Annotated in this window: 25 protein-coding genes and 1 tRNA gene; 11 read left to right on the top strand and 15 right to left on the bottom strand. The window is 44.2% G+C overall.

Going from position 1 to position 25,155, the window contains the following annotated elements:
• Positions 1-79: 79 nt before the first annotated feature.
• Entirely contained in the window at positions 80-1,516 is a 1,437-nt protein-coding gene (locus K7G97_RS03030) for a murein hydrolase activator EnvC family protein (RefSeq protein ID WP_223041348.1), read from the bottom strand.
• Between the two features lie 263 nt (positions 1,517-1,779).
• On the opposite strand from K7G97_RS03030, the gene K7G97_RS03025 reads away from it, so the two are divergent.
• Positions 1,780-2,190, top strand: a complete 411-nt coding sequence (locus K7G97_RS03025) for a VOC family protein (RefSeq protein WP_223041347.1) — start codon at positions 1,780-1,782, stop codon at positions 2,188-2,190.
• Positions 2,191-2,238: 48 nt separating this feature from the next.
• Here the strand turns inward: K7G97_RS03025 and K7G97_RS03020 are convergent, their stop codons facing one another.
• The 6 genes from K7G97_RS03020 to K7G97_RS02995 all read right to left on the bottom strand — a co-directional run bounded on the left by K7G97_RS03020 (position 2,239) and on the right by K7G97_RS02995 (position 6,873).
• Entirely contained in the window at positions 2,239-2,751 is a 513-nt protein-coding gene (locus K7G97_RS03020) for a type 1 glutamine amidotransferase domain-containing protein (RefSeq protein WP_029340809.1), read from the bottom strand.
• 26 nt (positions 2,752-2,777) lie between these two features.
• On the bottom strand, positions 2,778-2,951 hold the full coding sequence (locus K7G97_RS03015; RefSeq protein WP_023467179.1) for a hypothetical protein: 174 nt from the start codon (positions 2,949-2,951) through the stop codon (positions 2,778-2,780).
• A gap of 32 nt (positions 2,952-2,983) precedes the next feature.
• Positions 2,984-3,418 carry an organic hydroperoxide resistance protein gene (locus K7G97_RS03010; protein ID WP_023467178.1) on the bottom strand — a complete coding sequence of 145 codons (435 nt, stop codon included), beginning with the start codon at positions 3,416-3,418 and terminating at the stop codon, positions 2,984-2,986.
• Between the two features lie 175 nt (positions 3,419-3,593).
• Positions 3,594-4,931 (bottom strand): hemolysin family protein, encoded by a 1,338-nt coding sequence (locus K7G97_RS03005; RefSeq protein WP_223041346.1) that lies wholly within the window; start codon positions 4,929-4,931, stop codon positions 3,594-3,596.
• A gap of 192 nt (positions 4,932-5,123) precedes the next feature.
• On the bottom strand, positions 5,124-5,606 hold the full coding sequence (locus K7G97_RS03000; protein ID WP_023467174.1) for a DUF456 domain-containing protein: 483 nt from the start codon (positions 5,604-5,606) through the stop codon (positions 5,124-5,126).
• A gap of 37 nt (positions 5,607-5,643) precedes the next feature.
• Positions 5,644-6,873: a DUF2254 domain-containing protein gene (locus K7G97_RS02995; RefSeq protein ID WP_223041345.1), complete on the bottom strand. Its 1,230-nt coding sequence runs from the start codon at positions 6,871-6,873 to the stop codon at positions 5,644-5,646.
• A 181-nt stretch (positions 6,874-7,054) separates the two neighbouring features.
• Here K7G97_RS02995 and K7G97_RS02990 point away from each other — a divergent pair, with 181 nt between their 5' ends.
• Positions 7,055-8,539 carry an aldehyde dehydrogenase family protein gene (locus tag K7G97_RS02990; RefSeq protein ID WP_223041344.1) on the top strand — a complete coding sequence of 495 codons (1,485 nt, stop codon included), beginning with the start codon at positions 7,055-7,057 and terminating at the stop codon, positions 8,537-8,539.
• Between the two features lie 55 nt (positions 8,540-8,594).
• Complete coding sequence (locus tag K7G97_RS02985) at positions 8,595-8,984, top strand: tautomerase family protein (protein WP_223041343.1); 390 nt, start codon at positions 8,595-8,597, stop codon at positions 8,982-8,984.
• 108 nt (positions 8,985-9,092) lie between these two features.
• On the opposite strand, the gene yidD is transcribed toward K7G97_RS02985, so the two are convergent.
• Positions 9,093-9,377: a membrane protein insertion efficiency factor YidD gene (yidD, locus tag K7G97_RS02980; RefSeq protein WP_023467166.1), complete on the bottom strand. Its 285-nt coding sequence runs from the start codon at positions 9,375-9,377 to the stop codon at positions 9,093-9,095.
• 104 nt (positions 9,378-9,481) lie between these two features.
• Here yidD and K7G97_RS02975 point away from each other — a divergent pair, with 104 nt between their 5' ends.
• The 3 genes from K7G97_RS02975 to K7G97_RS02965 all read left to right on the top strand — a co-directional run bounded on the left by K7G97_RS02975 (position 9,482) and on the right by K7G97_RS02965 (position 13,459).
• Complete coding sequence (locus tag K7G97_RS02975) at positions 9,482-10,447, top strand: quinone oxidoreductase family protein (RefSeq protein ID WP_214806238.1); 966 nt, start codon at positions 9,482-9,484, stop codon at positions 10,445-10,447.
• 152 nt (positions 10,448-10,599) lie between these two features.
• On the top strand, positions 10,600-12,918 hold the full coding sequence (locus tag K7G97_RS02970) for a YhgE/Pip domain-containing protein (protein ID WP_223041342.1): 2,319 nt from the start codon (positions 10,600-10,602) through the stop codon (positions 12,916-12,918).
• On the top strand, positions 12,905-13,459 hold the full coding sequence (locus K7G97_RS02965; protein WP_029340803.1) for a TetR/AcrR family transcriptional regulator: 555 nt from the start codon (positions 12,905-12,907) through the stop codon (positions 13,457-13,459). The genes K7G97_RS02970 and K7G97_RS02965 overlap by 14 nt, the downstream gene beginning before the upstream one ends.
• 16 nt (positions 13,460-13,475) lie before the next feature.
• Here K7G97_RS02965 and K7G97_RS02960 read toward each other — a convergent pair whose 3' ends face one another.
• A complete protein-coding gene (locus K7G97_RS02960) occupies positions 13,476-14,111 on the bottom strand; it encodes a sterol desaturase family protein (RefSeq protein WP_223041341.1) in 636 nt (211 codons plus the stop codon).
• A 125-nt stretch (positions 14,112-14,236) separates the two neighbouring features.
• Here K7G97_RS02960 and K7G97_RS02955 point away from each other — a divergent pair, with 125 nt between their 5' ends.
• A complete protein-coding gene (locus K7G97_RS02955) occupies positions 14,237-14,515 on the top strand; it encodes a hypothetical protein (protein ID WP_023467158.1) in 279 nt (92 codons plus the stop codon).
• Positions 14,516-14,550: 35 nt separating this feature from the next.
• Here K7G97_RS02955 and K7G97_RS02950 read toward each other — a convergent pair whose 3' ends face one another.
• Positions 14,551-15,285 (bottom strand): metallophosphoesterase family protein, encoded by a 735-nt coding sequence (locus K7G97_RS02950; RefSeq protein WP_223041340.1) that lies wholly within the window; start codon positions 15,283-15,285, stop codon positions 14,551-14,553.
• A gap of 362 nt (positions 15,286-15,647) precedes the next feature.
• Between K7G97_RS02950 and K7G97_RS02945 the strand changes: the two genes are divergently transcribed.
• Positions 15,648-16,670, top strand: coding sequence for a PTS sugar transporter subunit IIC (locus tag K7G97_RS02945; protein ID WP_029340800.1), 1,023 nt, complete (start codon positions 15,648-15,650; stop codon positions 16,668-16,670).
• A 96-nt stretch (positions 16,671-16,766) separates the two neighbouring features.
• Here K7G97_RS02945 and K7G97_RS02940 read toward each other — a convergent pair.
• Positions 16,767-16,839, bottom strand: a tRNA-Val gene (locus K7G97_RS02940).
• Positions 16,840-17,025: 186 nt separating this feature from the next.
• On the opposite strand from K7G97_RS02940, the gene K7G97_RS02935 reads away from it, so the two are divergent.
• Complete coding sequence (locus tag K7G97_RS02935; RefSeq protein ID WP_223041339.1) at positions 17,026-20,166, top strand: efflux RND transporter permease subunit; 3,141 nt, start codon at positions 17,026-17,028, stop codon at positions 20,164-20,166.
• Between the two features lie 60 nt (positions 20,167-20,226).
• Here the strand turns inward: K7G97_RS02935 and K7G97_RS02930 are convergent, their stop codons facing one another.
• Both K7G97_RS02930 and K7G97_RS02925 read right to left on the bottom strand, forming a co-directional pair.
• A complete protein-coding gene (locus K7G97_RS02930; RefSeq protein ID WP_023467153.1) occupies positions 20,227-20,703 on the bottom strand; it encodes a hypothetical protein in 477 nt (158 codons plus the stop codon).
• Positions 20,704-20,768: 65 nt separating this feature from the next.
• Positions 20,769-21,596, bottom strand: coding sequence for a M15 family metallopeptidase (locus K7G97_RS02925; RefSeq protein WP_223041338.1), 828 nt, complete (start codon positions 21,594-21,596; stop codon positions 20,769-20,771).
• Between the two features lie 216 nt (positions 21,597-21,812).
• Between K7G97_RS02925 and K7G97_RS02920 the strand changes: the two genes are divergently transcribed.
• Both K7G97_RS02920 and K7G97_RS02915 read left to right on the top strand, forming a co-directional pair.
• Entirely contained in the window at positions 21,813-22,358 is a 546-nt protein-coding gene (locus K7G97_RS02920) for a methyltransferase family protein (RefSeq protein WP_058703732.1), read from the top strand.
• Positions 22,359-22,374: 16 nt separating this feature from the next.
• Complete coding sequence (locus tag K7G97_RS02915; protein ID WP_023467150.1) at positions 22,375-23,862, top strand: phytoene desaturase family protein; 1,488 nt, start codon at positions 22,375-22,377, stop codon at positions 23,860-23,862.
• A 58-nt stretch (positions 23,863-23,920) separates the two neighbouring features.
• Here the strand turns inward: K7G97_RS02915 and K7G97_RS02910 are convergent, their stop codons facing one another.
• Both K7G97_RS02910 and K7G97_RS02905 read right to left on the bottom strand, forming a co-directional pair.
• Entirely contained in the window at positions 23,921-24,487 is a 567-nt protein-coding gene (locus K7G97_RS02910) for a histidine phosphatase family protein (RefSeq protein WP_223041337.1), read from the bottom strand.
• Positions 24,488-24,503: 16 nt separating this feature from the next.
• Positions 24,504-25,154 (bottom strand): response regulator transcription factor, encoded by a 651-nt coding sequence (locus K7G97_RS02905; protein ID WP_195865876.1) that lies wholly within the window; start codon positions 25,152-25,154, stop codon positions 24,504-24,506.
• Position 25,155: the final 1 nt, after the last annotated feature.

Below are 25,155 nucleotides of genomic sequence, written 5' to 3'. Positions count from 1 at the left end.
AACGGTTTTTTGTAATATATGATTTATTTTTTGAAAATGACAAAAAAAGAACCGTTGCATATGCAACGATTCTTTATGATTAAAACATCGACATTGGATTAACTGAGTTAGCTGGACCTGTTGCACTGTAGCTGTATCCACCAACGTGAATTTCGAAGTGTAAGTGTGGACCTGTTGAGTTTCCTGTGCTACCACGTGTTCCGATTTGTTGACCTTGGCTGACGCGTTGACCTGCACTAGCGTTCAATGAACTCATATGTGCATAGACTGTCGTATATGTCTTCCCGTTCAATTGGTGAGCAATCATGATGTGATTTCCGTAAGGTCCGCCACCTGATGCTGTAATGACTGTACCAGTTGCAGCTGCTACGATTGGCGTGCCAACTGGACCACCGAAGTCAATCCCGTTATGGAACGTATAACCGTTTTCTCCGCCTGCAGAACCATACCCTTGTGTCACAGCACCAGCAGTTGGATGAATGAAGAGTCCGCCTGATGATGGTGATGGTTTAGGTGTCGATGGAGCTGGAGCTGGCGCAGTTGGTGCTGGTGTAGATGGTTTTGGTGTCGATTGTTTCGTCGAACTAGAAGGTTTTGCTGACTGCGCCGCCTTCTCTTGTGCTGCTTGCTGAGCTGCTGCTTCTTTAGCGGCTTGCTCTTCTGCTTCTTTTTGAGCTGCTGCTTGCGCTGCTTCAGCTTCTGCTCGTGCTTTTGCTTCACGTGCAGCTTGAGCTTGACGTTCTTTTTCGATTCGCGCTTCACGTTCACGCGCTGCTTTTTCAGCTGCAATCGCTTTTTCTTGAGCGATCAAAATTTGCTGGACTTCTTTTGCATCCATCAATTGTGTTTCGAACTTTTCTTTTTTCTTACGTAGTTCTTTTAAGCGTTTGTTCCGCTCTTTTAATTGAGATTCAAGATCCGCTTGTTGACGTTTTAATTCTTTTTTCTCAACGACCAACTGCGCTTTCTTTTCTTTTACTTCTTGCTGCGCATCCGCTAATTGCTTTTGCGTATTCTGGTAATCCGTGATCATTTTATCATCTTGTTTTGAAATGGATTTCCCTGCCATGACACGGCTTACGAGATCACCAACGTTTTTAGCGCCAAAGATGACTTCTTCCCATTTAATTGAGTTTCCATCATTCTCTTGCATGACACGAAGACGATCACCAAGTAGTTTTTCTTGGCGTTTTAGTTTCGCTTTATATTTCTCGATTTCTTTTCCAAGTTCAACGATTTCACGTTCTGTTTCTTTGATTTGACGATCCTTTGTTTCGACAGCAAAGATTTTTTCGTTCAACGCTTCGTCTAGTCGATTGACTTCTTGTTGTGTTTTAGAGATTTTTTGACCTTCTTGATTAACAGAAGACTCTAAGTTTTTTTGCTTTTTAGCATTTTCTTGTTGCTGTTGTTCGTTTTTGGCTTTCTGTTCACTTAAATCATCAGCTGCTGCAAAATGAGGTGCTGATGAAAGAACCAGTGCGGAAACGATGAGCGACGCGAACGTTTTTTTCATGTAGTATTCCCTCTTTTTCTGTAGTGTATGTTTTATGATTTATCGTAGAGTATTTAAGTTAAATTTAAATTCTGTAATAGTTTTTCTTTTTTATAAGAACGTTTTTGATTATAGCATTCATTCCTCTTCCATAATATTTCAGTGATATTTCATTTTAAATAAATCTTTCCTCTTCTATGTAATAGAAACATTTGGAAGGTAACTCATCGTTGCAACTTTGGAGTGTTTTTGGGAAACTGAAGCGAACAGAAGGAGGATATCATATGAAATTAGACCACACTGGAATTGCCGTTCGCGACATGCAGGAAGCCATTTCATTTTATACAAACGTACTTGGAGGAATCTTAACAAAAGAGTACTCGAATCCTGCGCCTGGTGTCGCTTCCAATATTGCGGTCATCGAGTTCGATGATGCGCACATCGAGTTGTTGACGCCAACAAGTCCGGATAGTCCGATCGCTCGTTTTTTGAAACAACGCGGGAAAGGTGTCCACCACATTGCTTATCGTGTAGAGAATTTAGATCAAGCGATTGAAGAAGCAAAACAACAAGGCTTAACATTTTTAGAAGATACGTATCGAACGACGCCGTTCGGACGACGATTGATTTATATGAATCCTCGGCATTCACACGGCGTCATTACAGAACTCTGTGATTATCCAGAGAATCCCTAAAAAAAATCAGCACTGCGTTAACGCAGTGCTGATTTTTGTTTTATACCATTAGCCAAGTTTTGCAACGATTTCCCGATTGAATGCAGGAATATCATCTGGTTGACGACTTGAGACGAAATTATCGTCAACGACGACTTCTTCATCTGCAAAGTCCACACCAGCATTTTCTAAATCAATTCGAATCGATTTATAACCTGTCATTTTTCTTCCTTTGACGATTTTTGCATTAATCATCAATTGTGGTCCATGGCAGATCGAGAAAATCGGTTTTTTCGACATATCGAATTCTTCGACGAATGAGACGAAACGCTCGTCTTCTCGAAGTAAATCTGGTGAAAATCCGCCTGGAATCAGGAGAGCATCGTAGTCTGCTGCTGAAGTCTCATCAATCGAGAGATCAACATTTACTTTTGCCTCCTCCTGTTTGCCGACGAGTTCTGCACCTTTTTTAGCACCAATGACCGTGATCTCGTGCCCTGCTTCTTTTAATGCATCAACCGGTCCTGTGAATTCTACATCTTCAAAATGATCGGCGAGTACAACTGCTACTTTTTTAGACATGTGATTCATCCCCCAAGTTGTTTGATTTAAATCGGATCTTCTCCGCGATCTCGTGGAGAGACCGTATCATCTGGCATTTCGTCTTTTCCTTTTAGGATTTCCTTTTGTTGCTCCTCTGTCAGTTTTCGTTCTTTGTCCGACAGACGATCCCGTTCATCTTCAAACTCTTCATTTGGACGATCGGTTTCTTTCGGTGCCATGGAAAACCCTCCTTATGATTCGTCGATTATGCTTATAGTGAATCGACGACTTTAACTGAAAGATCGACATCAATGTTGCCACGTGTCGCTTTCGAGTACGGGCAGAAATTGTGTGTCTTCTCTAGTAAATCTTCGGCTTCTTCTTGCGATACGCCAACGACCTCGACGACGAGTTTCGCTGCAATTTTTACACCGTTATCCGCTTCGTCCTGTAAGAGGCTGACTTCTGAATTCGTCCGCGTCTCGACTCGTTTTTTTGCTTGGCGCGCCATTAAATTATAGGCACCATCAAAACAAGCGGCATATCCTGCTGCGAATAACTGTTCCGGGTTTGATGTCGGAATGTCTTCTTTGCCTTTTGTTCCTGGCATGACTAAATCGAGATTGATGACGTTATCGTCTGAAGCGACTTTCCCATCGCGACCACCGACTGCAGATGCACGTGAAGTAAGAATGACGTTTGACATGATAGAAAACCCCTTTTCCTGTTGAATTAAAAAATGCTTTTTTTGCCACATAGAAAGTAATACCCGTCACTGAGGGAGATAAACACAAGAGGTGTCTATCACCTTAGCTAATCATTTTTTTAGTAGACAAAAAAGACGATGAACTCGAAGTCCATCGTCTTGCACATTCTATTTCTTACCCAATCTCTTCTGTTGCAGTTTCTTCTTGATCAGGCAATTGAAGATAAATCGATTTCACTTGATGATTATCGACTTCCATGACTTTGATCGTGTATGCCTGATAGCGGAATTCTTGACCACTCGACACTTCCGTATCCTGTGCCATGACCCAGCCACCAATCGTATCGATGTCTTCTTCTTCGATTCCTAAGTTAAAGCGTTCATTCAGGTCATCAATCAAGACACGTCCTGAGATGCGGTATAATCGCTCATGAATTTGTTCGATATCTGCTTTCTCATCCTTATCGAATTCATCTCGGATTTCTCCGACGATTTCTTCCAAGATGTCTTCCATCGTGATGACACCAGCCGTACCACCATATTCATCGATGACGAGTGCCATCGGTGTCCGTTCCACCTGCATTTTCAGCATGGCATCTTGAAGCGGCGAATATTCGGATACAATCGGCAAGTTGTGGATGTAATAGCTTAATGCTTTTCCTTTGTTCGCCATATGATCCGTAAATAATTGTTTCGCATTGATGAAGCCAAGGATTTTATCCTTATCTCCTTCTTCCGCTACTGGGTAACGTGTGAACTGATACTCTTCAACGAGGCGAATGATGTCCTCCATCGATGCATCGTTCGAAATCGTGATTAAGTCCGTCCGCGGTAACATGATGTCTTTCGCGATCCGCTCATCGAACGAGAAGATGTTCTGCATGTAGGAAAGCTCAGTCTGGTTGATTTCTCCACTCTTATAACTCTGTGTCATGATGATTTTAATCTCTTCTTCAGAATGGACTTCTTCGTGTCCCGCTGGCTCGACGCCAAACAACCGAAGAATGATTCGTGCTGAACCGTTCAATGTCCAGATGAAAGGTTTCATGATTTTACCGAACCAATATAGTGGTGGCGCGAGTAACATCGTGATCGCTTCCGTTTTTTGAATCGCTAAAGATTTTGGAGCAAGTTCTCCAAGCACGACATGAAGAAACGTTACAATCGAGAATGCAAGAACGAACGAAATGATCGTCGAGACGGAGTTCGGAATGTCAATTTCTTCGAACAACATACCGAGAATCGCACCTACCGTTGATTCTCCTAACCACCCGAGACCAAGCGCTGTCACCGTAATTCCAAGTTGACAGGCCGATAAATAATAATCCAAATTCTCAAGTAGCCTCTTCGCCACTTTCGCAGTCTTGCTTCCTTCTGTAATCAACTGATCGATTCGAGACATTCGCATTTTGACGACCGAAAATTCGGCAGCTACAAAAAAAGCGGTTAAGACGATGAGTAGTGCAATGACGAGTAACCGAATGATGATCGTCGTCGTGTCGAATGTCTCCATTGAGTGTGTACTGTCCAATCGTTTCCCCGAAGAAAGGGGATTCACCTCCATTAATATAAAGCCAGATGCCGAGGCATCTGGTGGTTTACAGCAAAAAGAAGCTTCAGACTTTCAAAGCTTCCCTACTTTTTCATATTCATACTATAACGGAACTTTCACAAAATGTGTACTTGAAGACATCATTTCAGACCGTCAGACGACATAGAGAATAAAGATTACGATCATGAGTAACATCGCGATTCCCTTTAACAAGGCACTCGATAAGATACCGAGGACTGTTCCGATCCCGACTGAAACCGAGGTTTGCCATGTCTTTTTACTAATGATTTTTTCCGTCAAGATGGCAAAGACGAACGGGAAAATTAATAATCCGATACCCGGCAAAATAAATGGTCCCGCAATCAATCCGACTGTCGTTGCAATCTTAGCCGCTTGTGAGCCTCCCCGTCGATCGACGGTGTAGGCGCTAACGAGATAATCGAGTGTGAATAAGAGAATGATGAATATCGCTTGAATCACCCAAAAACTAATCGATAATTCAGAGAACCCGAATCCGAATCCATAAATCAAAAAGCCTACTACTAAAATCGGTGCACTTGGGATGATCGGATACACGAGACCTGCAAAAGCGACTAGAAAACAGACGACGATCAGACTCCATAACAAGATTGTCACTTTCTATTCCTCCCTTCTTTTGATTCTCTTGCCCTTTTTACGTCGAAGGAGAGACAAAAGTTTCATTCAACGCCCGATGGATTTGATTTTGTAAAAAATCACGATCCCAGTCGTTCATTGTTTCAAAACGTACTTCCGAACAGATGTATGGAATGAATCGTTGAATCGTTTCATAGTGAGCAGGTAAGGCTTGCCGCTTCATCGTTCCAAGCGACTCGAGCATCGTCGCGAGAACTGAAATATCCTCTGCTCCGTAATGCCGGAGTTGATAAAACGTCGTGTACAACAATTGTTGGTAGGTTTCCCTGACGACAATATGTTGCTGATCCTTTCCAATAACTAGCACACCATCTGGTATTACGGCATACTGTCGCATTAAGTCTCCAATAATCCGAACCGCATGTCTCGCTGTATTCGGATCATTGATTCCTGGAGAAATCGCACGTAAAGCAACTTCACTTAATTTTTCAAGAACAAATGCAAAATCCTGTTCTGAAGATTTCGTCGGTCCAATTAAGATACTTTCATTGATATCCCGGCAAGTTGCCCGTCCGATGGTCTCTCCCTCTGTTACGAATGAGCCGACCGTTCGATCAATATACACGCGGTCTTTCTGATCAAAAGCATCATAATCGACTGCTTGAATATATCCGGTTCGAGTTGCCTGAATAAGATGTGGATAATTTGTCGTCATCTTTCTTTCAGTAATCTTTTGTTCTCCTGATTCTAGATGTTCGACTTGCCGTTTCAACAATTCGTTCCCTTCTTCGTGTAATCGATCCAGTAAAGTCGTCACGCGAATCGACTGGCTGACGATATGAATGAATGCAACGAATGCCACGATTGATATCAACACGACGAGAACCGCTACTGTCGAAGCGACGACGCTCGTCTTCAAAGCCGGACGAAGAAAAAAGAGCATCGTCATCGAGTAACTGACCGCCCCAATGAATATGCCGAAGATGTGTTGCACCTGTCGATTCTCGATGAAGTTAGGCAATGTCCGTGGTGAGAATTGTGATGAATAGGTCGTCAATACGACAAGAATGGTTGAGAATGTGAACGTCATCATGGCGAGCAGTCCGGTAAAGACAGAACTATGGATTGTCTGCGCTAAGCCAAGCGTCGTTTGCCAGTCTTTTGGAAACCAGTTTGATATATACACATCCAACCACGTCACGATTCCCGTCAAACCAATCCCAATGAGACCATATAACAATGGCCACCACCAATTAATTTCCCGAGACAGGACTTTCAGCTTCTTCAAAATAAAATTCCTCCTTTTTATAGCACTATATTGATTGAATTCCTGATTTAAAGCGCTTTAAAACCCGTCTGACTGACTGACTTTGAGCAATATGTTTGGTCGAAGTGCACGGATGTGTTTTACTTCTTTTCATAACGTGAATAACTTAATTGTTATGAAAACGAATAGGAGATGAAATGATATGGCTCAACAAAGCGAAGCAACATTGCATACAGATTTCACGAAGATTTACATTGATGGTCAGTGGCGCACAGGCGCAAGTGACAGCAACATGACGAACACGAATCCTTTCACGGGTGAAGAGCTCTTTACAATTTCTGCAGCAAATCAACAAGATTTAGATGATGCTTATGAAGCGGCTCAAGTCGCTCAAAAAGACTGGGCAAAAGTTCCTGCTTTAAAACGTCAAGGTCTCATCGAAAACTTCTTGAAAGTCTTGTACGAAGAGAAAGAAACGATCATCGAATGGTTGATCAAAGAGTCCGGAAGTACACGCATCAAAGCGGAAGGTGAATTCCTTGCTTCTGTCTTGATCGTCAAGGAAGCTGCGACATTCCCACTTCGGATGCACGGTGAAATTCGTCCATCGGTTGTACCAGGCAAAGAAAACCGGATTTACCGTAAAGCACTTGGCGTCATCGGTGTCATCAGTCCATGGAACTTCCCGTTCCACTTAGCTGTACGGTCGATCGCTACTGCCATTGCTATCGGGAACGCAGTTGTTGTTAAACCGGCTACGGACACACCTGTTTCAGGTGGATTAATTTTTGCTAGTCTATTTGAAAAAGCTGGATTACCAAAAGGTGTCTTGAATGTCATCGTCGGTCGCGGTTCAGAAATCGGTGATGCTATCGTCGAACATCCTGTACCACGCTTGATTTCATTCACAGGATCAACTGAAGTTGGTCGTCATATCGGTGAACTTGCTGGTAAACACCTGAAGAAAACAGCGCTTGAACTTGGCGGAAACAACGTCTTCGTCGTACTTGATGATGCTGATCTCGATCGTGCGGTCGAATCTGCTGTCTACAGCAAGTTCTATCACCAAGGTCAAATTTGTATGTCGACGAACCGAATTCTCGTCGCTTCTTCGATTCATGATGAATTCGTCGAAAAATACGTCGCTCGTGTAAAAGAGCTACAATACGGTGATCCATCACATGATCGGACACAAGTCGGACCACTCATCAACCAATCACAAGTTGAACGGATTCTTGAAGATCTCGAGAAAACAAAAGCTGCGGGTGCAACCGTTCGTGTCGGTGGTGAAGCAAAAGATAACGTCATCGCACCTACTGTCGTCACTGGTGTTACGAACGATATGCCACTCGCTAAAAATGAAATCTTCGGACCGGTCGCTGTCATCATCCCGTTCGATACGGATGAAGAGGCACTTGAAATCGCAAACTCGCTTCCGTACGGATTGAGCGGCGCTGTCCATGGTTCTTCTATTGAACGTGCGACTGCCTTTGCGCTTGAAGTCGAGACAGGTATGATTCATATCAACGATCAATCGGTCAACGATGAGCCACATATGCCATTTGGTGGTGAAAAAGATTCAGGGCTCGGTCGCTTCAACGGCGAGTGGGTACTTGAAGAATTCTCGACTGTCCAATGGTTGTCTGTCATGCACGATCGTCGTCAATACAAACCATTCTTTGAGTAATATAAGAGTAGGGGTTTCCCCTACTCTACATAATTTTGTTAAGGAGTGATTTCACATGCCATTATTACGATTCGACGTCATTGAAGGACGTTCAGAAGAAGAGTTGAAAACGTTACTCGACACCGCACACTATGCGATGGTCGAAGCATTTGATGTGCCGGAGCGCGATCGTTATCAAATCGTGCATACGCATAAAGCGCATGAGATGGTCATTCAAGATACAGGACTCGGATTTGAACGGAGTAAAGATATCGTTCTTATTAGTGTAACGAGTAAAACGCGGACGGAAGAGAAAAAACAACGTCTCTACCAATTACTCGTCGAACGCTTACAAGCAAACTGCGGACTCGCACCGACTGATTTGATGGTTTCAATCGTCGAAAATGATGCGGCCGACTGGAGCTTCGGTCTTGGCGAAGCACAGTTTTTAACGGGCAAACTTTGATCGTCTGTAAGTAGAACAAAAAGGGAAGTATGTTATCGATAATGTCCGGTAACATACTTCCCTTTTTTTATTCTTACTTCATTAAACAAGAGAGAACATTCACATGACTTACTCCTTCGTTTCTTCCGCCTTCTCCCGTGGATTTTCCCGTTGCAGCGGTGCTTTCCAACTAAATTGATCGGGTTCTGGAACAAAGTCAAGGCCTCCTGGGTGGAACGGTTGGCACCGTAACAATCGACGCGTCGTCAAATAACTACCTTTTACCGCACCATGGCGTTCAATCGCCTCCATCCCGTAATGGGAGCATGTTGGATAGAATCGACATGTGGCTGGCTTCATGGGAGAGATGACTTTCTGATAAAAACGAATTCCTCCCATTAAGACACGTTTCATAACGTCCCTTCTTTCCTCTTTTTTTCTAGTGTAACGCATCTGTCCATCATTTTCAGATGTTCTGCCTTATACTAAAAGCAGATTTAAAAGAAGGATGTGTTGAGATGAAGGCATTAACTTTCCACGAATTCGGAGGTTCTGATGTATTACGCTTCGAAGACGTACCAACGCCAACAATCACTGAACAGGAAGTTCTGATTGAAATGAAAGCGATCGGTCTGAATTTTGCAGACATCTATCGCCGAAAAGGAAACTATCATTTAGAAGGACAGCCTCCCTATATTTTAGGTTACGAAGGTTCAGGCATCATCACTGCGGTCGGTACAGCTGTTTCAACGTTCCACGTAGGTCAACGAGTTGCTTTTGCGGATGTCCCGCTTGCGAATGCTGAGTACGTCGCAGCACCCGTCGATAAATTAATTCCGCTTCCTGATGGTATCTCATACGAAACAGCAGCTTCTGTCTTATTGCAAGGATTAACAGCGCATTATTTAACACGAGATAGCTATCATGTCCAACCGGGAGATGTCGTCTTAGTGCATGCAGCTGCCGGTGGCGTTGGTCAGTTGTTGACACAGCTCATTCGTTTACTTGGAGCAACTCCGATTGGATTGACGTCTTCTCCTGAGAAAGCACAGATCGCTAAAACTGCGGGCTGTGAATCTGTCTATTTATATTCTGAGAACTGGGTCGAGCACGTGCTCGCGCAAACTTCTGGTAAAGGAGTTGATGTGGTCTACGAATCCATTGGTTCTACCTTAATGGATAGTTTCCATGTCACAAAAGTCCATGGAACGGTTGTCTTCTATGGTATGGCAGGCGGCGATCCCGTATCTGTCGACCCTCGCTTCTTGATGGATACATCCAAAACATTGACGGGTGGTGACCTTTGGAACGTATTAACATCTTCTGAAGAACGAATCCGTAGATCCGGTGAATTATTTGATTGGATTCTATCCAATCATCTCACCTTGTCTTCTCCTACAACATTCAGATTATCTGATGGCAAAGCAGCACATGACTTTTTAGAAAGTCGACGCAGTACAGGAAAACTACTTTTGCTTCCTTAACTCGTTTTTTCCAAGACGGCTCCCTGCGAGTCGTCTTTTTTATGTGAAATTAGAATTATCGATTGATTTTTTTTAATGAAGAGAGTAAAGTAAATCTCATCAAAACCTAAAACTCAAATAAGTTTTGAGTTTTAGAAAGGGGATTTGTATTTATGTTTCGCTCAGAATGGAAGAAATTGAAGAGTCCGATGATGATTGTCGTCATTCTCGCCCTCATCCTCGTACCATTTCTCTACAACTCCATCTTCTTATCTGCATTCTGGGACCCATACGGTCAAACAGAAGATATTAAGGTCGCTATCGTCAACGAAGACAAGGCGACGAAGTTTAAAGGAGAGAAAGTCGACATCGGGGATCAATTCGTCGACAAACTCAAAAAAAATGATGATTTTGATTGGCAGTTCTTATCTAAGGACAAAGCCGAAAAAGAACTACGTGACGGCAAAATCTATATGACGGTCGTCATCCCGAAGAACTTCTCTAAAAATGCAACGACACTACTCGATGATCATCCGAAGAAGATTGAGTTGGAGTATTACTTGAATCCAGCCAAAAACTACTCGGGGACACAAATTTCGAGTACGGCTGCAAAACAATTAAACGAAAAGATCCGAAAATCCGTGACGAAACAATATAGTAGTGCGATCTTCGGTGCGTTAAAGAAAATCGCAAACGGTATGGAAAAGGCATCGGACGGTTCTTCTAAACTAGAAGATGGCAACCACAAAACAGCGGATGGTGCGAAAACACTGGCAACGAACCTTGGAAAACTTGCGGATGGCAGTCTGACACTGTCCGAAAAACTGGGGGAAGCAAATCAAGGTTCTAAAAAACTCAGTGATGGCGTCACGACACTCGACGAAAAGACTGCCCTCTTCGCTCAAAAAACGGGTGAGTTATCTTCTGGATTGAACACGCTAGACGAAAATGGCGGCAAGTTACAAGCCGGTGCTGCACAACTCGAAGACGGAGCAACGAAACTCAGCGGTGGCTCGACACAAGTCCGTCAAGGGGCAGAGCAATTGGCTGCAGGTACGGCCCAGCTTAATGAAAAAATTCCTCAATTGACGGATGGATTAAATCAATTGGATGAAAAAGCACAAGCTGCCAACGCCTTTTTAACACAACTCAATCAAGATGCTGAAAAAGCGAAACAAGATTTACGAGCGCGTCGTGAAGCACTTGAAGCAAACGTCGCACAACTAAAAGAAGTCATTTCTGCTTCTGAACAGTTATCGGATGAAGAAAAACAAACGTTACTCGGTTCCATCGGTTCATTAGAAGAAAACATCCAAAATCTCGCTGCCCAAGAGGGTGCGATTGATCAGAGTCTCGCTCAAGCAACGGACGCGACGAAAAAAATTGGTCAACTCGCTGCAGGTGGTCAACAAGTCGAATCAGCTGTATCCCAGCTGAACGCCGGTCAATTGAAACTCGTTGACGGTGCGAAACAAGTCGAATCTGGCGCACAACAATTAGCAAGCGGTCAACAAACATTCAATGAAAAACTTGGTCAATACACTGCTGGTGTGCATAAAGCCGCAACAGGTGGCGCACAACTGGCTGATGGGGCTAATCAGCTTTCAGATGGCACACACCAACTCCAAACAGGAGCTAGCGCGTTAAATAACGGGTTAGGTCAATTGGCATCTGGTTCAACTACGATTACAGACGGAATCGGCAAAACGACCGATGGGGCTTCAAAAATCGCGGATGCCAATACTAAACTTGAAGATGGGGCTAAAACATTGAAGGACGAGCTCAGCAAAGGAGCTAAAGACGCAACCGTCAAGCCGACGAAAGAGCGGGATAATATGCTGGCAGAACCTGTCGTCTTAAAAGAACATGACTATTCGACGGTCAACAACTACGGTTCTGGTTTATCAGCTTACATCCTTAGTATCGCCTTATTCGCAGGCGCCTTGATGTTCTCGTCTGTCTACCAGATTCGTCCGGAACATGGTGAAAGTCTGACATGGCGCTTCCTTGTCGGTAAATTATCACTCATCTTACCGATTGGAGCCTTACAAGGTGTCGCAGCGGCTACAGCCATCGTCTATGTCCTCGATGCTGATGTCGCGAGTGTTCCTGCGCTTTATGGATTTGCTGCCTTAACAGGGATGACGTTCATTACGATTCTGTTCACGCTCGCGATGCTACTCGGTCGCGTCGGACAGTTCCTTGCCTTCCTACTACTCCTATTACAAATCGGTGGTAGTGGTGGTACGTTCCCAGTCGAGATGACGCCAAGCTTCTTCCAAGCCATCCATACGTTCTTACCAATGACGTATTCAGTCGGCGGATTCCGTGAAGCGCTTGGACTTGGTGTGACAGACGCTCTCATCTCAAACAGTCAAGTCCTTGCGACTATCTTAGTCGTCGCATTGATCATCAGCTTCGTTGGAGGGCTCGGAGCCAAGCGGATTTTACTCTCAACGAAAGTGAGACGAAAACAACATGACACAGTCTGATAAAGAAACACTGATACTAGACTCAGCGATGGCTTGCTTTTCTGAACTTGGTTATAAAGGTACGACGATCGAGCGTGTCGCCCGACGCGCTCACGTCGGAAAACCGACTGTCTATCAACTGTTTGAAAGTAAACTCAACCTGTTCGAATCGCTCGTAACACGTGTGCTGCAAGAAATGAAAGAAGAAGCAGAACGCGCTTACGTCGAACATGCGACGGTAGAAGAAAATAAACAAGCAATGATCGACGCTATCGTCTATCATCAGCAACAACATTTGTTCATTCTTCAAATCATCGAAGAAACACGTAATCTCAAATTACAAGAAATGCAAGAACTACGGACACGGATCGAACGGCATGTCGTCGAATATCTTAAAACGCTCCTTGAGACTCGCCTTGGACAAGATGATCGTGACGTACCAGTCGATGTCACCGCCTTTCTGATTTTCCGGACGTACATTGCGTTAATTGCCGAATGGCCATTGATTGCTCGACCATTGGAATTAGATACGATTCGTCGTGCCATGCTACGCATTTTATGAATCAAAAAACCGCCGATCAGCTGATCGGCGGTTTTTCATATTCTCGATTTTTTTCTAAATTCCGTGCCGTTTGACTAGAAGTAACTGTTTTCTCATCCTTTAAAGTGCCAAACAACCAGTCTCCCACCGGATTTGATACACCAAACCAATAGTGTTCATTTTTGAAATGATGTAATAGATGCGTCTTTTTCATCCATTTTCCAAAGCGTGTTCTCGGTTTCAGCGGAACGTGTGCTACGTAATGTTTCCATTCATACACAAGTAACATGACGATCAATCCACTCGCGGCTGCAGCTGTCGAAACGATAGATTGCGTCAGAAGATAGGTCAGAGCCACAAAGAAACCAAGATTCGGCAGGGAATACCAGACCGGTAAAAACAACAGATGCAGTTCATTCGGATGCGCATGATGATCGTAATGAAGTCGTTTCAACAACTTTCGTCCAAGCATATTTTTAGGCGGTGGTAAATGGAACAAAAAACGATGCGTCAAGTATTCACTGAAACTAAAGACGATCAGTCCAAGACAAAAGAACAGTAAAATCGACCAATGAAACGGCTGAGCAACGACATAACCACTGACCGCAATCAGTAATACGAGCATGATCAAAATATCCGGAAACAGAAAAAAACGACGATAGATATTTGACATAGGTGCCCTCCCCTTTCTCTTTCGTTACAGCGCATAATCGTACGTTCATCGATTCGTCATGTTTTTTACTTCAAGTCGTGTAATCATTCTCACTCTTTCCCTTATACTAAATAGGGAATGGAGTGATGATCACTTTGAGTTTATCGACCGGAATCATCTTCGTGTTACTCGCCTATACACTCATGTCGCTTTACGACATGTGGCAGGTATACCGGATAACGAGCAAGCTTTGGATGTTTGTATTGTTTCTTGCAACATTAATCAGTCTCATCGTTGCCTTTTTTGTGGCCCCTGTCCTTGCGCTATTCTTTTACTGGTCACGCCATCCATTGAAACGAAACATCGGTATCGTGTTACTGATTGTCGTATGTCTCATCTCAATCATGACAAAACTGTCGTCTTGATTAAATTCCTTCATGAACTACTCATGAAGGTTTTTTCATGTTCTACTACCGAAGAAGAGTCGGCGCATCAACTCACGTTCCGGCATCTCCGTCGTATTGAGGACGTCTAAAAATGGTCGATCATCATATGAAAGCTTCAGGATTTCTGAACGGACTTGATCCTTCTCCCAATCAATGATTGCTACTGGAGCAATAGCTGTTTCCTGACATCCAAGTGCACCTGGATTAATAAAGAGCGTTTGCTCTGTCTCGACATGTTGCGCTGGATGATGATGACCGAAGCCAATGATCCGCGCCTCATTTCCAGCAAACAAGACGGATAAGTTGTCTTTTGTTCCATCCATTGCTTGCTTTAAGGGTTCTTCACCAATCTTCTTCGTCTGATCGGCATAAGCATAGTGCGTCAGGTGCATCGATTGTTCCTGATGCGTGACATTTAAAACACGCGGTAAACGTTCCAAATACTTTTGATTCTCTTGTGTCAACGTATCCGCGATCCATTGGTGATGCTCTTTCGCATGGCGGTAACTATCGGGATAGGTCTCCCCATGGATTAAAGCAAGGACACATTCATCATGGTTCCCAGAAATCGTTTGAATATCAGGTCGTTGCTTCAATAGTTCAATGACTTCATTATGTTCTGGTCCAATGCCGACAAGATCACCGAGACAATAGACGGCATCGATCTCTGGTTGTTGATCAAGATAGGACAATACTGCACGCAAAGCTGATGCATTGCCATGAATGTCTGTAAAAAGCATCACTTTCATGTAAACGCCTCCATTGTTGGTACATTAGGATTTCCCGATGATACCGTGAATTCCTGTCAGATTTCAGGAAAAAATAAATTGTCAGAAAATATTGATTATTAGTCAAGAGCGTGTTAGGCTTAGAAAAATTCACAGAGAGGGGCACGATCGAATGATTCCGACGCAACAGTTATTTAACCAAGCCGGACGACTGATTATTCTATGCATGAGGGACTGAAAACTTTTCCGATGATGAAACGGAAATGATTTTTGGGCCCTTCTTTCGATGCATCGAATGAGGCGCCCGCACAGAATGAGTGGCGCCTATCCCAAAAACGGATAGGCTTTTTTCATGGCAAAAAATAGAGATAGATAGAGAGAGGATGACAACGTTGAAAGAATATGCGATGGATCGAATGGTAAAAGTATCAGCTGGAATGGCAAATGCCGTTCTTGTAACACTCGGTGTCGGACTCCTGATTGAGACACTCGGAAATCTTCTACATATCCAAATGCTACTGACGATTGGTGGTGTCGCAAAAGTACTACTCGCCCCTGCACTTGGTGCCGGTATTGCCTTTCAGCTCGGAGGAAACACACTTGTCCTGTTCAGCGCGATGATCGCAGCAACGATTGGTGGTGCCGCGCTTCAATCAACTGCTTCTGGACTCGTTCTTGTACCCGGTCAGCCGATCAGTGCGTTACTCGCAGCTGCCGTCGCTGTATACGTCGGAAAACGCATGACTGGAAAAACGAAATTTGACATGATGGTCATCCCGATGAGCGCTGTCCTTGCTGGCGGCGTGACTGGAATCGGTGCTGCTGCCGTCACGACACCACTCCTTACAAAATTCAGTGCCATGATCACAGCATCCGTTGAATCATCTCCAATCGCAACTTCTCTTGTCATTGCACTCATCTTTAGTGTCTTATTGATGTCTCCTGCTTCGTCCGCTGCACTCGCTATCGCTTTGCAACTTGATCCTGTAGCAAGTGCCGCTGCACTCATTGGCTGTTCCGCTCAATTCGTCGGCTTCACGTTAATGGCATACCGTCAGACGGATCCAGGTGGTTTGATTGCTTCATTCTTTGTAACACCTAAAGTACAATTCCCGAATATCGTTAAAAATCCACGTCTTGTCGTTGCACCGTTTCTCGCAGCGATGATTTCAGCTCCTGTCGCGACGCTTCTTCTCTCTTTGAAAGTACCGTACGAACTCGCAGGACTTGGATTAAATTCGATGATTGCTCCACTTAATATCTTCGTCAACCAAGGTCCTCAGGCGTTCCTCGTCTTCTTCTTGACTGGTGTCGTTCTACCTGGTGTCTTGACGCTCGTCTTCTATCGATTGACGACTGTCGCAGGGTGGACGAAGCGTGGCGATCTTCATCTCGAAATTCAATAAAACAATTTACCTCCTTTCCAACTATTCCTGATTGATTTCGGGAATAGTTTTTTTAACGCAAAAAAATCGCCCCTTCGAAAAGGAACGATTTCGGTATGATTCTGACTGGGCTCGAACCAGCGACCTCTACCCTGTCAAGGTAGCGCTCTCCCAGCTGAGCTACAGAATCATGCTGTGTTGTTACTGGGTATGTTTTTATTATAGCAGCATATCGAAAAGTGTAAAGCCTTTTTCATAAAAAAAATTATCTTTTTTCAAAAAGATCTTTTCAAATAAAAACAGTTTTAAAGTTGCGGGTTCTATGAGTGTCCTCTACTATGTAAATAAGCACATATAAAAAGAAAGGAGCGTTCATATGAACTTTTTAACCCGATTTAGTTTGAAGAACTCGGTTGCTGTCTTCATCATTGCAATCCTATTGATTTTAGGAGGCGTGTATTCCTTCTCACAATTAAAAGTCGATCAGTTCCCGGAAATCGAGTTTCCTCAGATTTCAATCGAAGCGGTTTACCCTGGTGCATCACCTGACGATGTCGATAAACAAGTCGTCTCAAAGCTTGAAACTTCCCTTAAGGGAATTGAAGGGGCTACCAAGCTAACAAGCTCTTCTTATGAAAGTATCGGTATCTTAAACATCGAATTCCCATTCGATACTGATATGGATAAGGTGGAACAACAAATCGATGCTGCCATCCAAGATGCGAATCTACCGGAGGAAGCAACGACGAAATTAAATCGTCTGTCCTTTGGATCGTTCCCGATCTATAATATCTCTTTCTTTAGCAAAGATGGCAAAAACATCGAAAAAATTCTAAAGGAAGATATCGAACCTGAACTTAATAAGATTCCAGGCATCAACAGCGTGTCGGTTGGTGGCTATAAGGATGATCTCGTTCAAATCACCGTCGATAAGGAAAAAGCGACGGAAGCGGGTCTCTCGCTCTCAAGCATCAAGGAACAAATCAATGGAAAGTATGTCTCGTTCCCATCTGGTCAGCTATCAGAAAACGATTCGAAAATTCCGATTCGCGTTGAGGAAAAATTAGAAAATCTAGATAAACTAAAAAATCTACAATTGACACCTGCTGCAGGTGCGGCTAGTTCATCAAGTAACGGTCAAACAGGTGGTTCATCTGCTGGCGGTCCACCACAAGGTGCAACGCAAGGACCACCAAGTACAACAGGTGGTGCAGCTGCAGATCAGGCTTCTGAACCTGCAGAACCGATTCGCCTAGAGGATATCGCAAAAATCGAAGCCGTCTCACAACAAAGTGAAAAAACACGTTACGATTTAAAAGATTCCTTATCAATGGCGATCACGAAAAAACAAGATGCCAATACGGTCGAAATCGCAGATGAAGTCACGAAGATCCTCAATAAATATGACGACCAAGTCGACTATACGATTGGGATTGATTCAGCGAAGGATATCGAGGAGTCCGTTGCGACACTCGTCAAAGAAGGATTACTTGGTGCCCTCTTCGCATCACTCGCTGTACTCTTATTCTTGCGGAACATCCGCGCGACGATCATCGCCATCGTCTCGATTCCATTGTCATTACTCATCGCCGCTATCTTCTTGAACTGGCAAGATATCTCCCTGAACATCATGACACTTGGTGGGATGGCTGTTGCAGTCGGTCGTGTCGTCGATGATAGTATCGTTGTCATCGAGAACATCTTCCGGCGCGTCCGAAAATCCGAATCCGGTATGACGGATGAGATCATCGAACAATCGACAAAAGAGATTCTAAAAGCAATCACGTCATCGACGCTGACGACCGTCGTCGTCTTCCTGCCGATTGGATTTGTCGGTGGGATTACTGGTAAGTTCTTCTTACCGTTCGCTTTGACGATTATTTTCTCATTACTTGCTTCACTACTCGTTGCGATCACGATCGTACCGATTCTCGCGAAATTTGCCTTCAAAAAGGTACCAGCAGAAGAAAAAGAAGGTGCTCTCCAACGTTGGTATGGCAAGCTGATTGAAAAATCACTCTCGCACAAGGCGATCATCTTGGTCGTATCGTTCATCCTTCTCGGTGGTTCCCTAGCGATCGTACCGCGTCTCGGCTTTACGTTCATTCCGAACGAAGCATCGAAGACCTTGACGGCATCGCTTGAACTTCCGGCTGCCACATCACTTGAAAAAACAAGTGACGTCTCGTTTGAGATGGAAAAAATGTTTGATAAAGAAAAAGCCATTGCTGACGTGACGACTTCTGTCGGAGCGCGTGACTTCACGACAGGCTTACGTCTCGATAATAAAGCAAGTTACTTCTTGAATCTAAAAGACGGCGTAAACGTCGAGAAAACGATCAAATCACTTGAGACACAGATGGAAGACATTGCTCAAGATGAAAACGTCGATGTCAAAATCAGTGTGGCTGAACTATCGACAGGTGGTCCTCCATCGAATAACAACGTCGATGTCGACTTGTTCTCGAACGATCTCGAAGCCCTTCAAGAGGCGGCAAAACTCGTCGAGGATAACATGTCGAAAAATAATGATTTGAAATATATCACGAACAACTTCAGCGAAAAACAAAAGCAGTATCTCGTAGAAATCGATCCTGAGAAAGCAAGTGATCGCGGACTATCTGGTTTCCAGATTCTCGGTACCGTCAACGATCAAACGAAGCCAGTCACGGTCGGAACGCTCAATCTCGATAATAAGGATCAAGACGTACAATTATCTTATGAAGAAGGACTCGTCTCGAAAGAAGATCTCGAAGACGTCCAACTCTTCTCAGCAAACGGTCCTGTCGCTTTAAAAGATGTCGCGAACGTCAATGAAGTCGAGACCTTCACATCGATTCAGAAACTCGACGGAAAAGTATATGCTCGCGTATCTGGACAAGTCAAAGGAGACGACGTTCAAAACGTATCGAATGCCGTAAAAGCTGACGTCGAAAAAATCGATTTACCAGACGGTGTCTCACTGACAAGTGGTGGCGGAAATGACGATACGGTCGAAATCTTCCAATCACTCGGAATTGCGATTGTCGTTGCAATCGGACTTGTTTACCTGACAATGTTGATTACGTTCGGAAAAGCTCGGATTCCATTCATCATCTTGTCCTCTCTGATCTTTGTTCCGATTGGTTCACTCGTCACGCTCTTCCTTGCAAATGAACCATTGTCTGTCAGTGTCATGATCGGCTTCCTGATGTTGATCGGAATCGTCACCACGAACGCAATCGTTCTCGTCGACCGCATCGGTCAAAACGTCGGACGCGGTATGCCGATTCGCGAATCATTGATTGAAGCTGGTAAAACGCGATTACGCCCAATCCTGATGACCGCATTTGCAACAATCATGGCATTGGTGCCTCTCGCATTAACCACTTCTTCAGGAACATTGATCTCAAAAGGTCTTGCCTTGACGGTCATCGGTGGATTAACGACCTCTACGTTGTTAACACTCATTATCGTTCCTGTCGTCTATGAATTGTTCTTCTTCAAAAAAGCAAAAAAAGAACGTACGACTAAGTAAATGCACATGAAAGAAGCCTATCGCTTGGATCGCGATAGGCTTCTTTTCATTCTATCAGGCTTACGACTCTAACTGTTCATCCGTTCGTTCCAACGTACCATCATGTTGCGCCACTAATCCGTCGAGGACGGATGGTTCAAACTCTTCACCGATCGCGATGATTCCTGTTTGCCCAGGCGGAATGACGCCGAGTGTTCGTTTGAATGTTTCTTGGATTTCTTGATTTTCCTTCATGTCTTTCGATCCACCAATCAGCATACCCGTCATCGAACCAAGCAAGATGCCGAATGGGCCTCCTAGAATACCCACCGCCATTCCAATTAACGACCCTTTGACGGCACGATTCGATCCACTTAGGTCTACAGCATCTTCAAACGAAAAAGCACCATTCTCATTTCGCTTGATGACAGCAATCTGCTCGAAATCGACTTGACCTCGCGCATGATATTTCTTCAATTCACTGAACACTTGATAGGATGTCGCTTCTTCTTTGAACGTAAACGTCATGATGTGATGTTTCGCATCTTTTTTTGCCATTCGTTCCACCTCTTTCATCTGAGACGAATAACCGACTAAGCCAACATCCTCTATTTACCATGTTTTTAAGGAGTCGAAACCTTTACCGGTTTCCATGGTGCGAGGTGGAAGTACTCCTCCATTGTTAGTCCACTGACTTTTAGACGAGCGGCAAGCGTTGCTCCGACATACCGATAGTGCCAGCTCTCATACGTATAACCCGTCCAAGATTCTTTACCAGAAGGATAGCGGAGATGGAAGCCGTAGCGGTGAGCATTCGCAAACAACCATTTTGCCTCTTTTGTTTTGGAAAAGCTAAACGTGGCGTATTTTGTTGAATCAGCGCCTCCGATATCAAACGCAAGACCTGTTTGATGTTCACTTTTCCCAGGTTCCGCACTGTACGTACTCGCCTTCTCATATCCATCCCGCGCAACATATTTATCAAACAACGTTTTTTGATAGGCATAGGAGCGATATGTACTAAACGCAACGAGCGTAATTCCCTCTTTTTTAGCCGCTACACGCATTTTCTCAAACGCAGCTCTTGCTTGTTGATTCTCACCAGGAGCGTACGTCGAGCGGAGCGCTAAGTTCTTATTCGCGATGAGTGTCTTACCGATCCGCTTTCCACCGATTTGTTCATCCGTCAGTAGATACTTCGTACTCGCATAACCAATCTTCGTACCATATTGTACTTTTGACCATGTACCGACTTTCGAAAGTTCCGTCACATAGATCCCTGTCGGAATAACCGCAAGACTCGGTTGATCAATCGATGCTCCTTTACGCAAATGAAGGGATGTCTTTGCTTGCCGATAAGTAGAAGTCGATGCTTCGACCGTTGGTATATACACTGATGTACAGGCCGCTGTTAATGTCAACGTCGTGATGAGTGTCGTGATGTATTTCATGAATCGTATATCTCCTTTATGCATGTTCTAATCTGCATCCATATTTTAGATTAGAATACCATTCTTTTTTTCAAACAGGGTTCTTTCGGAATGCTTGTCATGAAAATGAAGTATTTCTGAAGTTTTCTAAATGTAGCTTAAGGACGAATTACAATGGGTAAATAACGATGTATGCGTTTTCGAAACATGGTTCTGATGTAGAAAGGAGTAGCGTACGTGTCACTTTGGGAATGGATTTTCAGTATTGGTAGCATCTGCTGGATTGGTGAGATGATTCGTTTTCGGAATCGCTCCGAGTCTAAGTCAGGCGCAGCAGAACAAGTGAGTTTTTATTTGATTTTCCTTGTCCTAAGCGGAACGATCGTCTGCGCTTTCCTCTTTGCGAATGAAACCGTTTCTTCTGTCATGCGCATCTCTTCATGCATTTTGTTATGGTGTGGTGTTTCCTTGCGCTTATGGGGAATTCTCCACTTAAAGCAACAGTTCACTCGTCATGTCGTTGTGGCGTCTGGTGATCAGCTCGTCAGTAGCGGTCCCTATCGTTTTTTACGTCACCCGTTATACAGTGGATTGTTGTTGATTACGATGAGCTTCCCCCTGTTCACCGGTCAGTCCGGACTCTTCATTCTCTCTGGACTTCTGATGTTCATTTTCTTGCTCTACCGGATTCGAATCGAGGAAGCGATGTTAACGAAAGGTTTTGGACCCGCCTATACGGTATGGGCTGCAAAACGAAAACGATTGATTCCATTCATCTACTAAAGGAGAAGTGATTCATTTGAAGAAACGCGCAATTGTCATTGGAGCTGGTCTTGCCGGTATGTCTGCCGCCATTCGTTTAGCTGGAGATGGTTATGCAGTCACGATGCTTGAAAAGAATGCGAACGTCGGAGGGAAACTGAATCAACGGAGTGGGAAGGGATTTACTTTCGATACCGGTCCTTCCATCTTAACGATGCCTTGGGTACTCGAACAACTCTTCTCAAGCGTTCATCGTAACTTGGATGATTACTTAGAAATCGAGCGCATTGAACCGCAATGGCGTACATTCTTTGAGGATGGAACAAAAATCGATGTCAAAGGTGACTTACCTGGAATGCTCGAAGAAGTCGAACACGTCTCGTCACGAGCGGATTTCGTTGAATTGTTCCGGTACTCCAAACAAATGTACGACTTGTGCCTCGACAGTTTTTATAAATACAGCCTTGAAGATTTAAAGGACTTAAAAAAATACCATACGATGTCAGATTTATTAAAGATGGACCCGATGAATACCGTTGCGACCGGAACAAAAAAACATCTCAATGATCCGTATCTCGAACAGCTGTTCAACTATATGGTCATGTATGTCGGTTCTAACCCGTATCAGGCACCTGCTGTTTTCAATCAAATGATTTATGTTCAAATGGGACTCGGCATCTATTATGTCAAAGGTGGGATGTACCAAATCGCGCGGGCTATGAAACGATTACTTGATGAGCTCCGTGTCACGGTTCATCTCAACTCACCTGTTGAACAAATCGTCCTTGAAAATAAAAAAGCGGTTGGCGTCCTATCGAACGGAACATTTCATGCGGCTGACATCGTCGTCTCAAACCTTGAGGTCATCCCGACTTATGAACGGATCGTACCGGAGAAAAAAGCCCGGAAGCAGGCTAAAAAATTACAGGCGTCGTTCGCCCCTTCCGTTTCAGGTCTTGTCCTACTGCTCGGTGTAAATCGTGAGTATCGCGGGCTAGCGCATCATAATTTCTTTTTCTCTGAAAATCCAGAGCGTGAATTCGCCCAAATGTTCAAAGAAGGTACTCCTCCAGAGGATCCAACAATTTATGTCGGTGTCTCTTCAAAATCCGACGCTTCCCAAGCTCCTGAAGGGAAGGATAACTTATTCGTCTTGACACACGTTCCACCGCTAACACTTCAAAAAGGTGAAGTCGACTGGGATGCGTACCGCGAAGTCGTTCTCGATAAACTGGAGCGGATGGGACTTCATGGGCTTCGGGAATCGATCGAGTTTGAATATCGCTTTACCCCAGAAGATTTGAAAGAATTATACGGTCCAAACGGTGGATCGATTTATGGTGTCGCAGCCGATCGGAAGAAAAATGGTGGATTCAAGATTCCATCGAAGAGCGACTTGTACGAAGGACTTTATTTCGTTGGTGGCTCGACACATCCAGGCGGCGGTGTACCAATGGTCACCTTGTCCGGTCAATTAACAGCGGACTTAATCCGAAAACATGAAGGTGCTGTTCCTACGCCTTAAGATTTCTCCAATTACAAAAGAGACGGAAACTGATTCACACATCAGTTCCGTCTCTTTTTTACTTTGTATTTGTCAAAAGTGGTACGACGTGAATGTCCGCCCTTTCTCCTGATTTCACATCCATTCGACATACGGCTGGCATCGGTAAGGATTTCCAAAATGCGTAATCAAACGTCGGATCAAATGTTTCTAAGAGTAACACCATGATATTTCCGTGTGTTCCAAGAACGACTGTATCGTCAGGATGCTTCTCCACTAGTTCGTCGATGAATAGCCGAATGCGTTGCGACGCTTCGTTGTTCGTTTCACCTCCATACGGATTTTCATTCGGATGTTGCCATACATACGTGACCGCTCCTTGAAAATCGTCAAGCTCTCCCGGTGCTAGTAATCGCTCTCGTAGTTCCTCTACCTCAATGATTGGGTGTTGACGTGCCTCCGCGAGTGGCGCGATCGTCTCGATTGCCCGTCGATACGGGCTGCTGTAAAATCTGTCGATTGGAATTTCTTGAAAGGTTTCAAGTAAACGTATCGCATCTGCCTGTCCTGTATCGGAAAGTGGACGTGCTCGCTCATCTGGTGAGTATGTCGAATGTGCGTGCCGTACGAAATAGAGTGTCGTCATGTTTTGAATTTCCCCTTTATTGGTGTGTCCAGCGGTATCCGATTCCGCGAACTGTTTCCAGATGCTGTTCAATCGGAAAACCGCAAACCCGTAGTTTTTCTCTTAAATGTCTGATATGCGAGTCGATCGTCCGCTCGTCTACAGCCGCTTCCGCTCCCCATAACATCGTCGTTAGTTGATCGCGCGTCCAAACACGTCGTGGAGAATCTAAAAATACACCTAACAACTCAAATTCCGTTTTCGTTAACGAAATCTTTTGTTGGAGGTAACTACAACGATAGCTTTCCCGGTCATAGGATAGACCATCGTACTGTTGCTGTAATAAAACTTCCATCCGTCCGATCAGTTCCCCTTCTTGAATCGGTTTTGATATGTAATCATTCGCTCCTACTTCTCGTGTCCGAATGATGTCTTCCCGTTGATTCCGCGCCGTAACCATTAAGATCGGGATGTTAGAGTGTTCTCGAATGAGACGACAACATGTCCAGCCATCCATATCCGGCATCATGACATCTAGTAAAATCAGGTCGAATACGTGCTGACGGCAGAGATCAAGAGCTTGTTGCGCAGAATCCACAAGCTGACACGTGTACCCATACGGCTGAATATACAGTTTGAGCAGTTCAAGCATCCTTGGTTCATCATCTACGATCAATACATGCGGCATT

The sequence above is a fragment of the Exiguobacterium acetylicum genome (genome assembly GCF_019890935.1).
GTDB classification, from domain to species: domain Bacteria; phylum Bacillota; class Bacilli; order Exiguobacteriales; family Exiguobacteriaceae; genus Exiguobacterium_A; species Exiguobacterium_A abrahamii.
Note: the sequence above shows the minus strand (reverse complement) of the source record. Positions and strands in the feature narration are given on the sequence as shown.

Bases quoted from the DNA above. Each gene is read 5' to 3' on its own strand.
- K7G97_RS02930 (WP_023467153.1), bottom strand. From the start codon at position 20,703: ATGGCAAAAAAAGATGCGAAACATCACATCATGACGTTTACGTTCAAA.
- K7G97_RS03020 (WP_029340809.1), bottom strand. From the start codon at position 2,751: ATGTCTAAAAAAGTAGCAGTTGTACTCGCCGATCATTTTGAAGATGTA.
- K7G97_RS02950 (WP_223041340.1), bottom strand. From the start codon at position 15,285: ATGAAAGTGATGCTTTTTACAGACATTCATGGCAATGCATCAGCTTTG.
- K7G97_RS02990 (WP_223041344.1), top strand. From the start codon at position 7,055: ATGGCTCAACAAAGCGAAGCAACATTGCATACAGATTTCACGAAGATT.
- K7G97_RS02970 (WP_223041342.1), top strand. From the start codon at position 10,600: ATGTTTCGCTCAGAATGGAAGAAATTGAAGAGTCCGATGATGATTGTC.
- K7G97_RS02965 (WP_029340803.1), top strand. From the start codon at position 12,905: ATGACACAGTCTGATAAAGAAACACTGATACTAGACTCAGCGATGGCT.
- K7G97_RS02925 (WP_223041338.1), bottom strand. From the start codon at position 21,596: ATGAAATACATCACGACACTCATCACGACGTTGACATTAACAGCGGCC.
- K7G97_RS03015 (WP_023467179.1), bottom strand. From the start codon at position 2,951: ATGGCACCGAAAGAAACCGATCGTCCAAATGAAGAGTTTGAAGATGAA.
- K7G97_RS03010 (WP_023467178.1), bottom strand. From the start codon at position 3,418: ATGTCAAACGTCATTCTTACTTCACGTGCATCTGCAGTCGGTGGTCGC.
- K7G97_RS03025 (WP_223041347.1), top strand. From the start codon at position 1,780: ATGAAATTAGACCACACTGGAATTGCCGTTCGCGACATGCAGGAAGCC.
- K7G97_RS02905 (WP_195865876.1), bottom strand. From the start codon at position 25,154: ATGCCGCATGTATTGATCGTAGATGATGAACCAAGGATGCTTGAACTG.
- K7G97_RS03030 (WP_223041348.1), bottom strand. From the start codon at position 1,516: ATGAAAAAAACGTTCGCGTCGCTCATCGTTTCCGCACTGGTTCTTTCA.
- yidD (WP_023467166.1), bottom strand. From the start codon at position 9,377: ATGAAACGTGTCTTAATGGGAGGAATTCGTTTTTATCAGAAAGTCATC.
- K7G97_RS02985 (WP_223041343.1), top strand. From the start codon at position 8,595: ATGCCATTATTACGATTCGACGTCATTGAAGGACGTTCAGAAGAAGAG.
- K7G97_RS02960 (WP_223041341.1), bottom strand. From the start codon at position 14,111: ATGTCAAATATCTATCGTCGTTTTTTTCTGTTTCCGGATATTTTGATC.
- K7G97_RS02955 (WP_023467158.1), top strand. From the start codon at position 14,237: ATGATCACTTTGAGTTTATCGACCGGAATCATCTTCGTGTTACTCGCC.
- K7G97_RS02935 (WP_223041339.1), top strand. From the start codon at position 17,026: ATGAACTTTTTAACCCGATTTAGTTTGAAGAACTCGGTTGCTGTCTTC.
- K7G97_RS03005 (WP_223041346.1), bottom strand. From the start codon at position 4,931: ATGGAGACATTCGACACGACGACGATCATCATTCGGTTACTCGTCATT.
- K7G97_RS02975 (WP_214806238.1), top strand. From the start codon at position 9,482: ATGAAGGCATTAACTTTCCACGAATTCGGAGGTTCTGATGTATTACGC.
- K7G97_RS02945 (WP_029340800.1), top strand. From the start codon at position 15,648: ATGACAACGTTGAAAGAATATGCGATGGATCGAATGGTAAAAGTATCA.
- K7G97_RS02910 (WP_223041337.1), bottom strand. From the start codon at position 24,487: ATGACGACACTCTATTTCGTACGGCACGCACATTCGACATACTCACCA.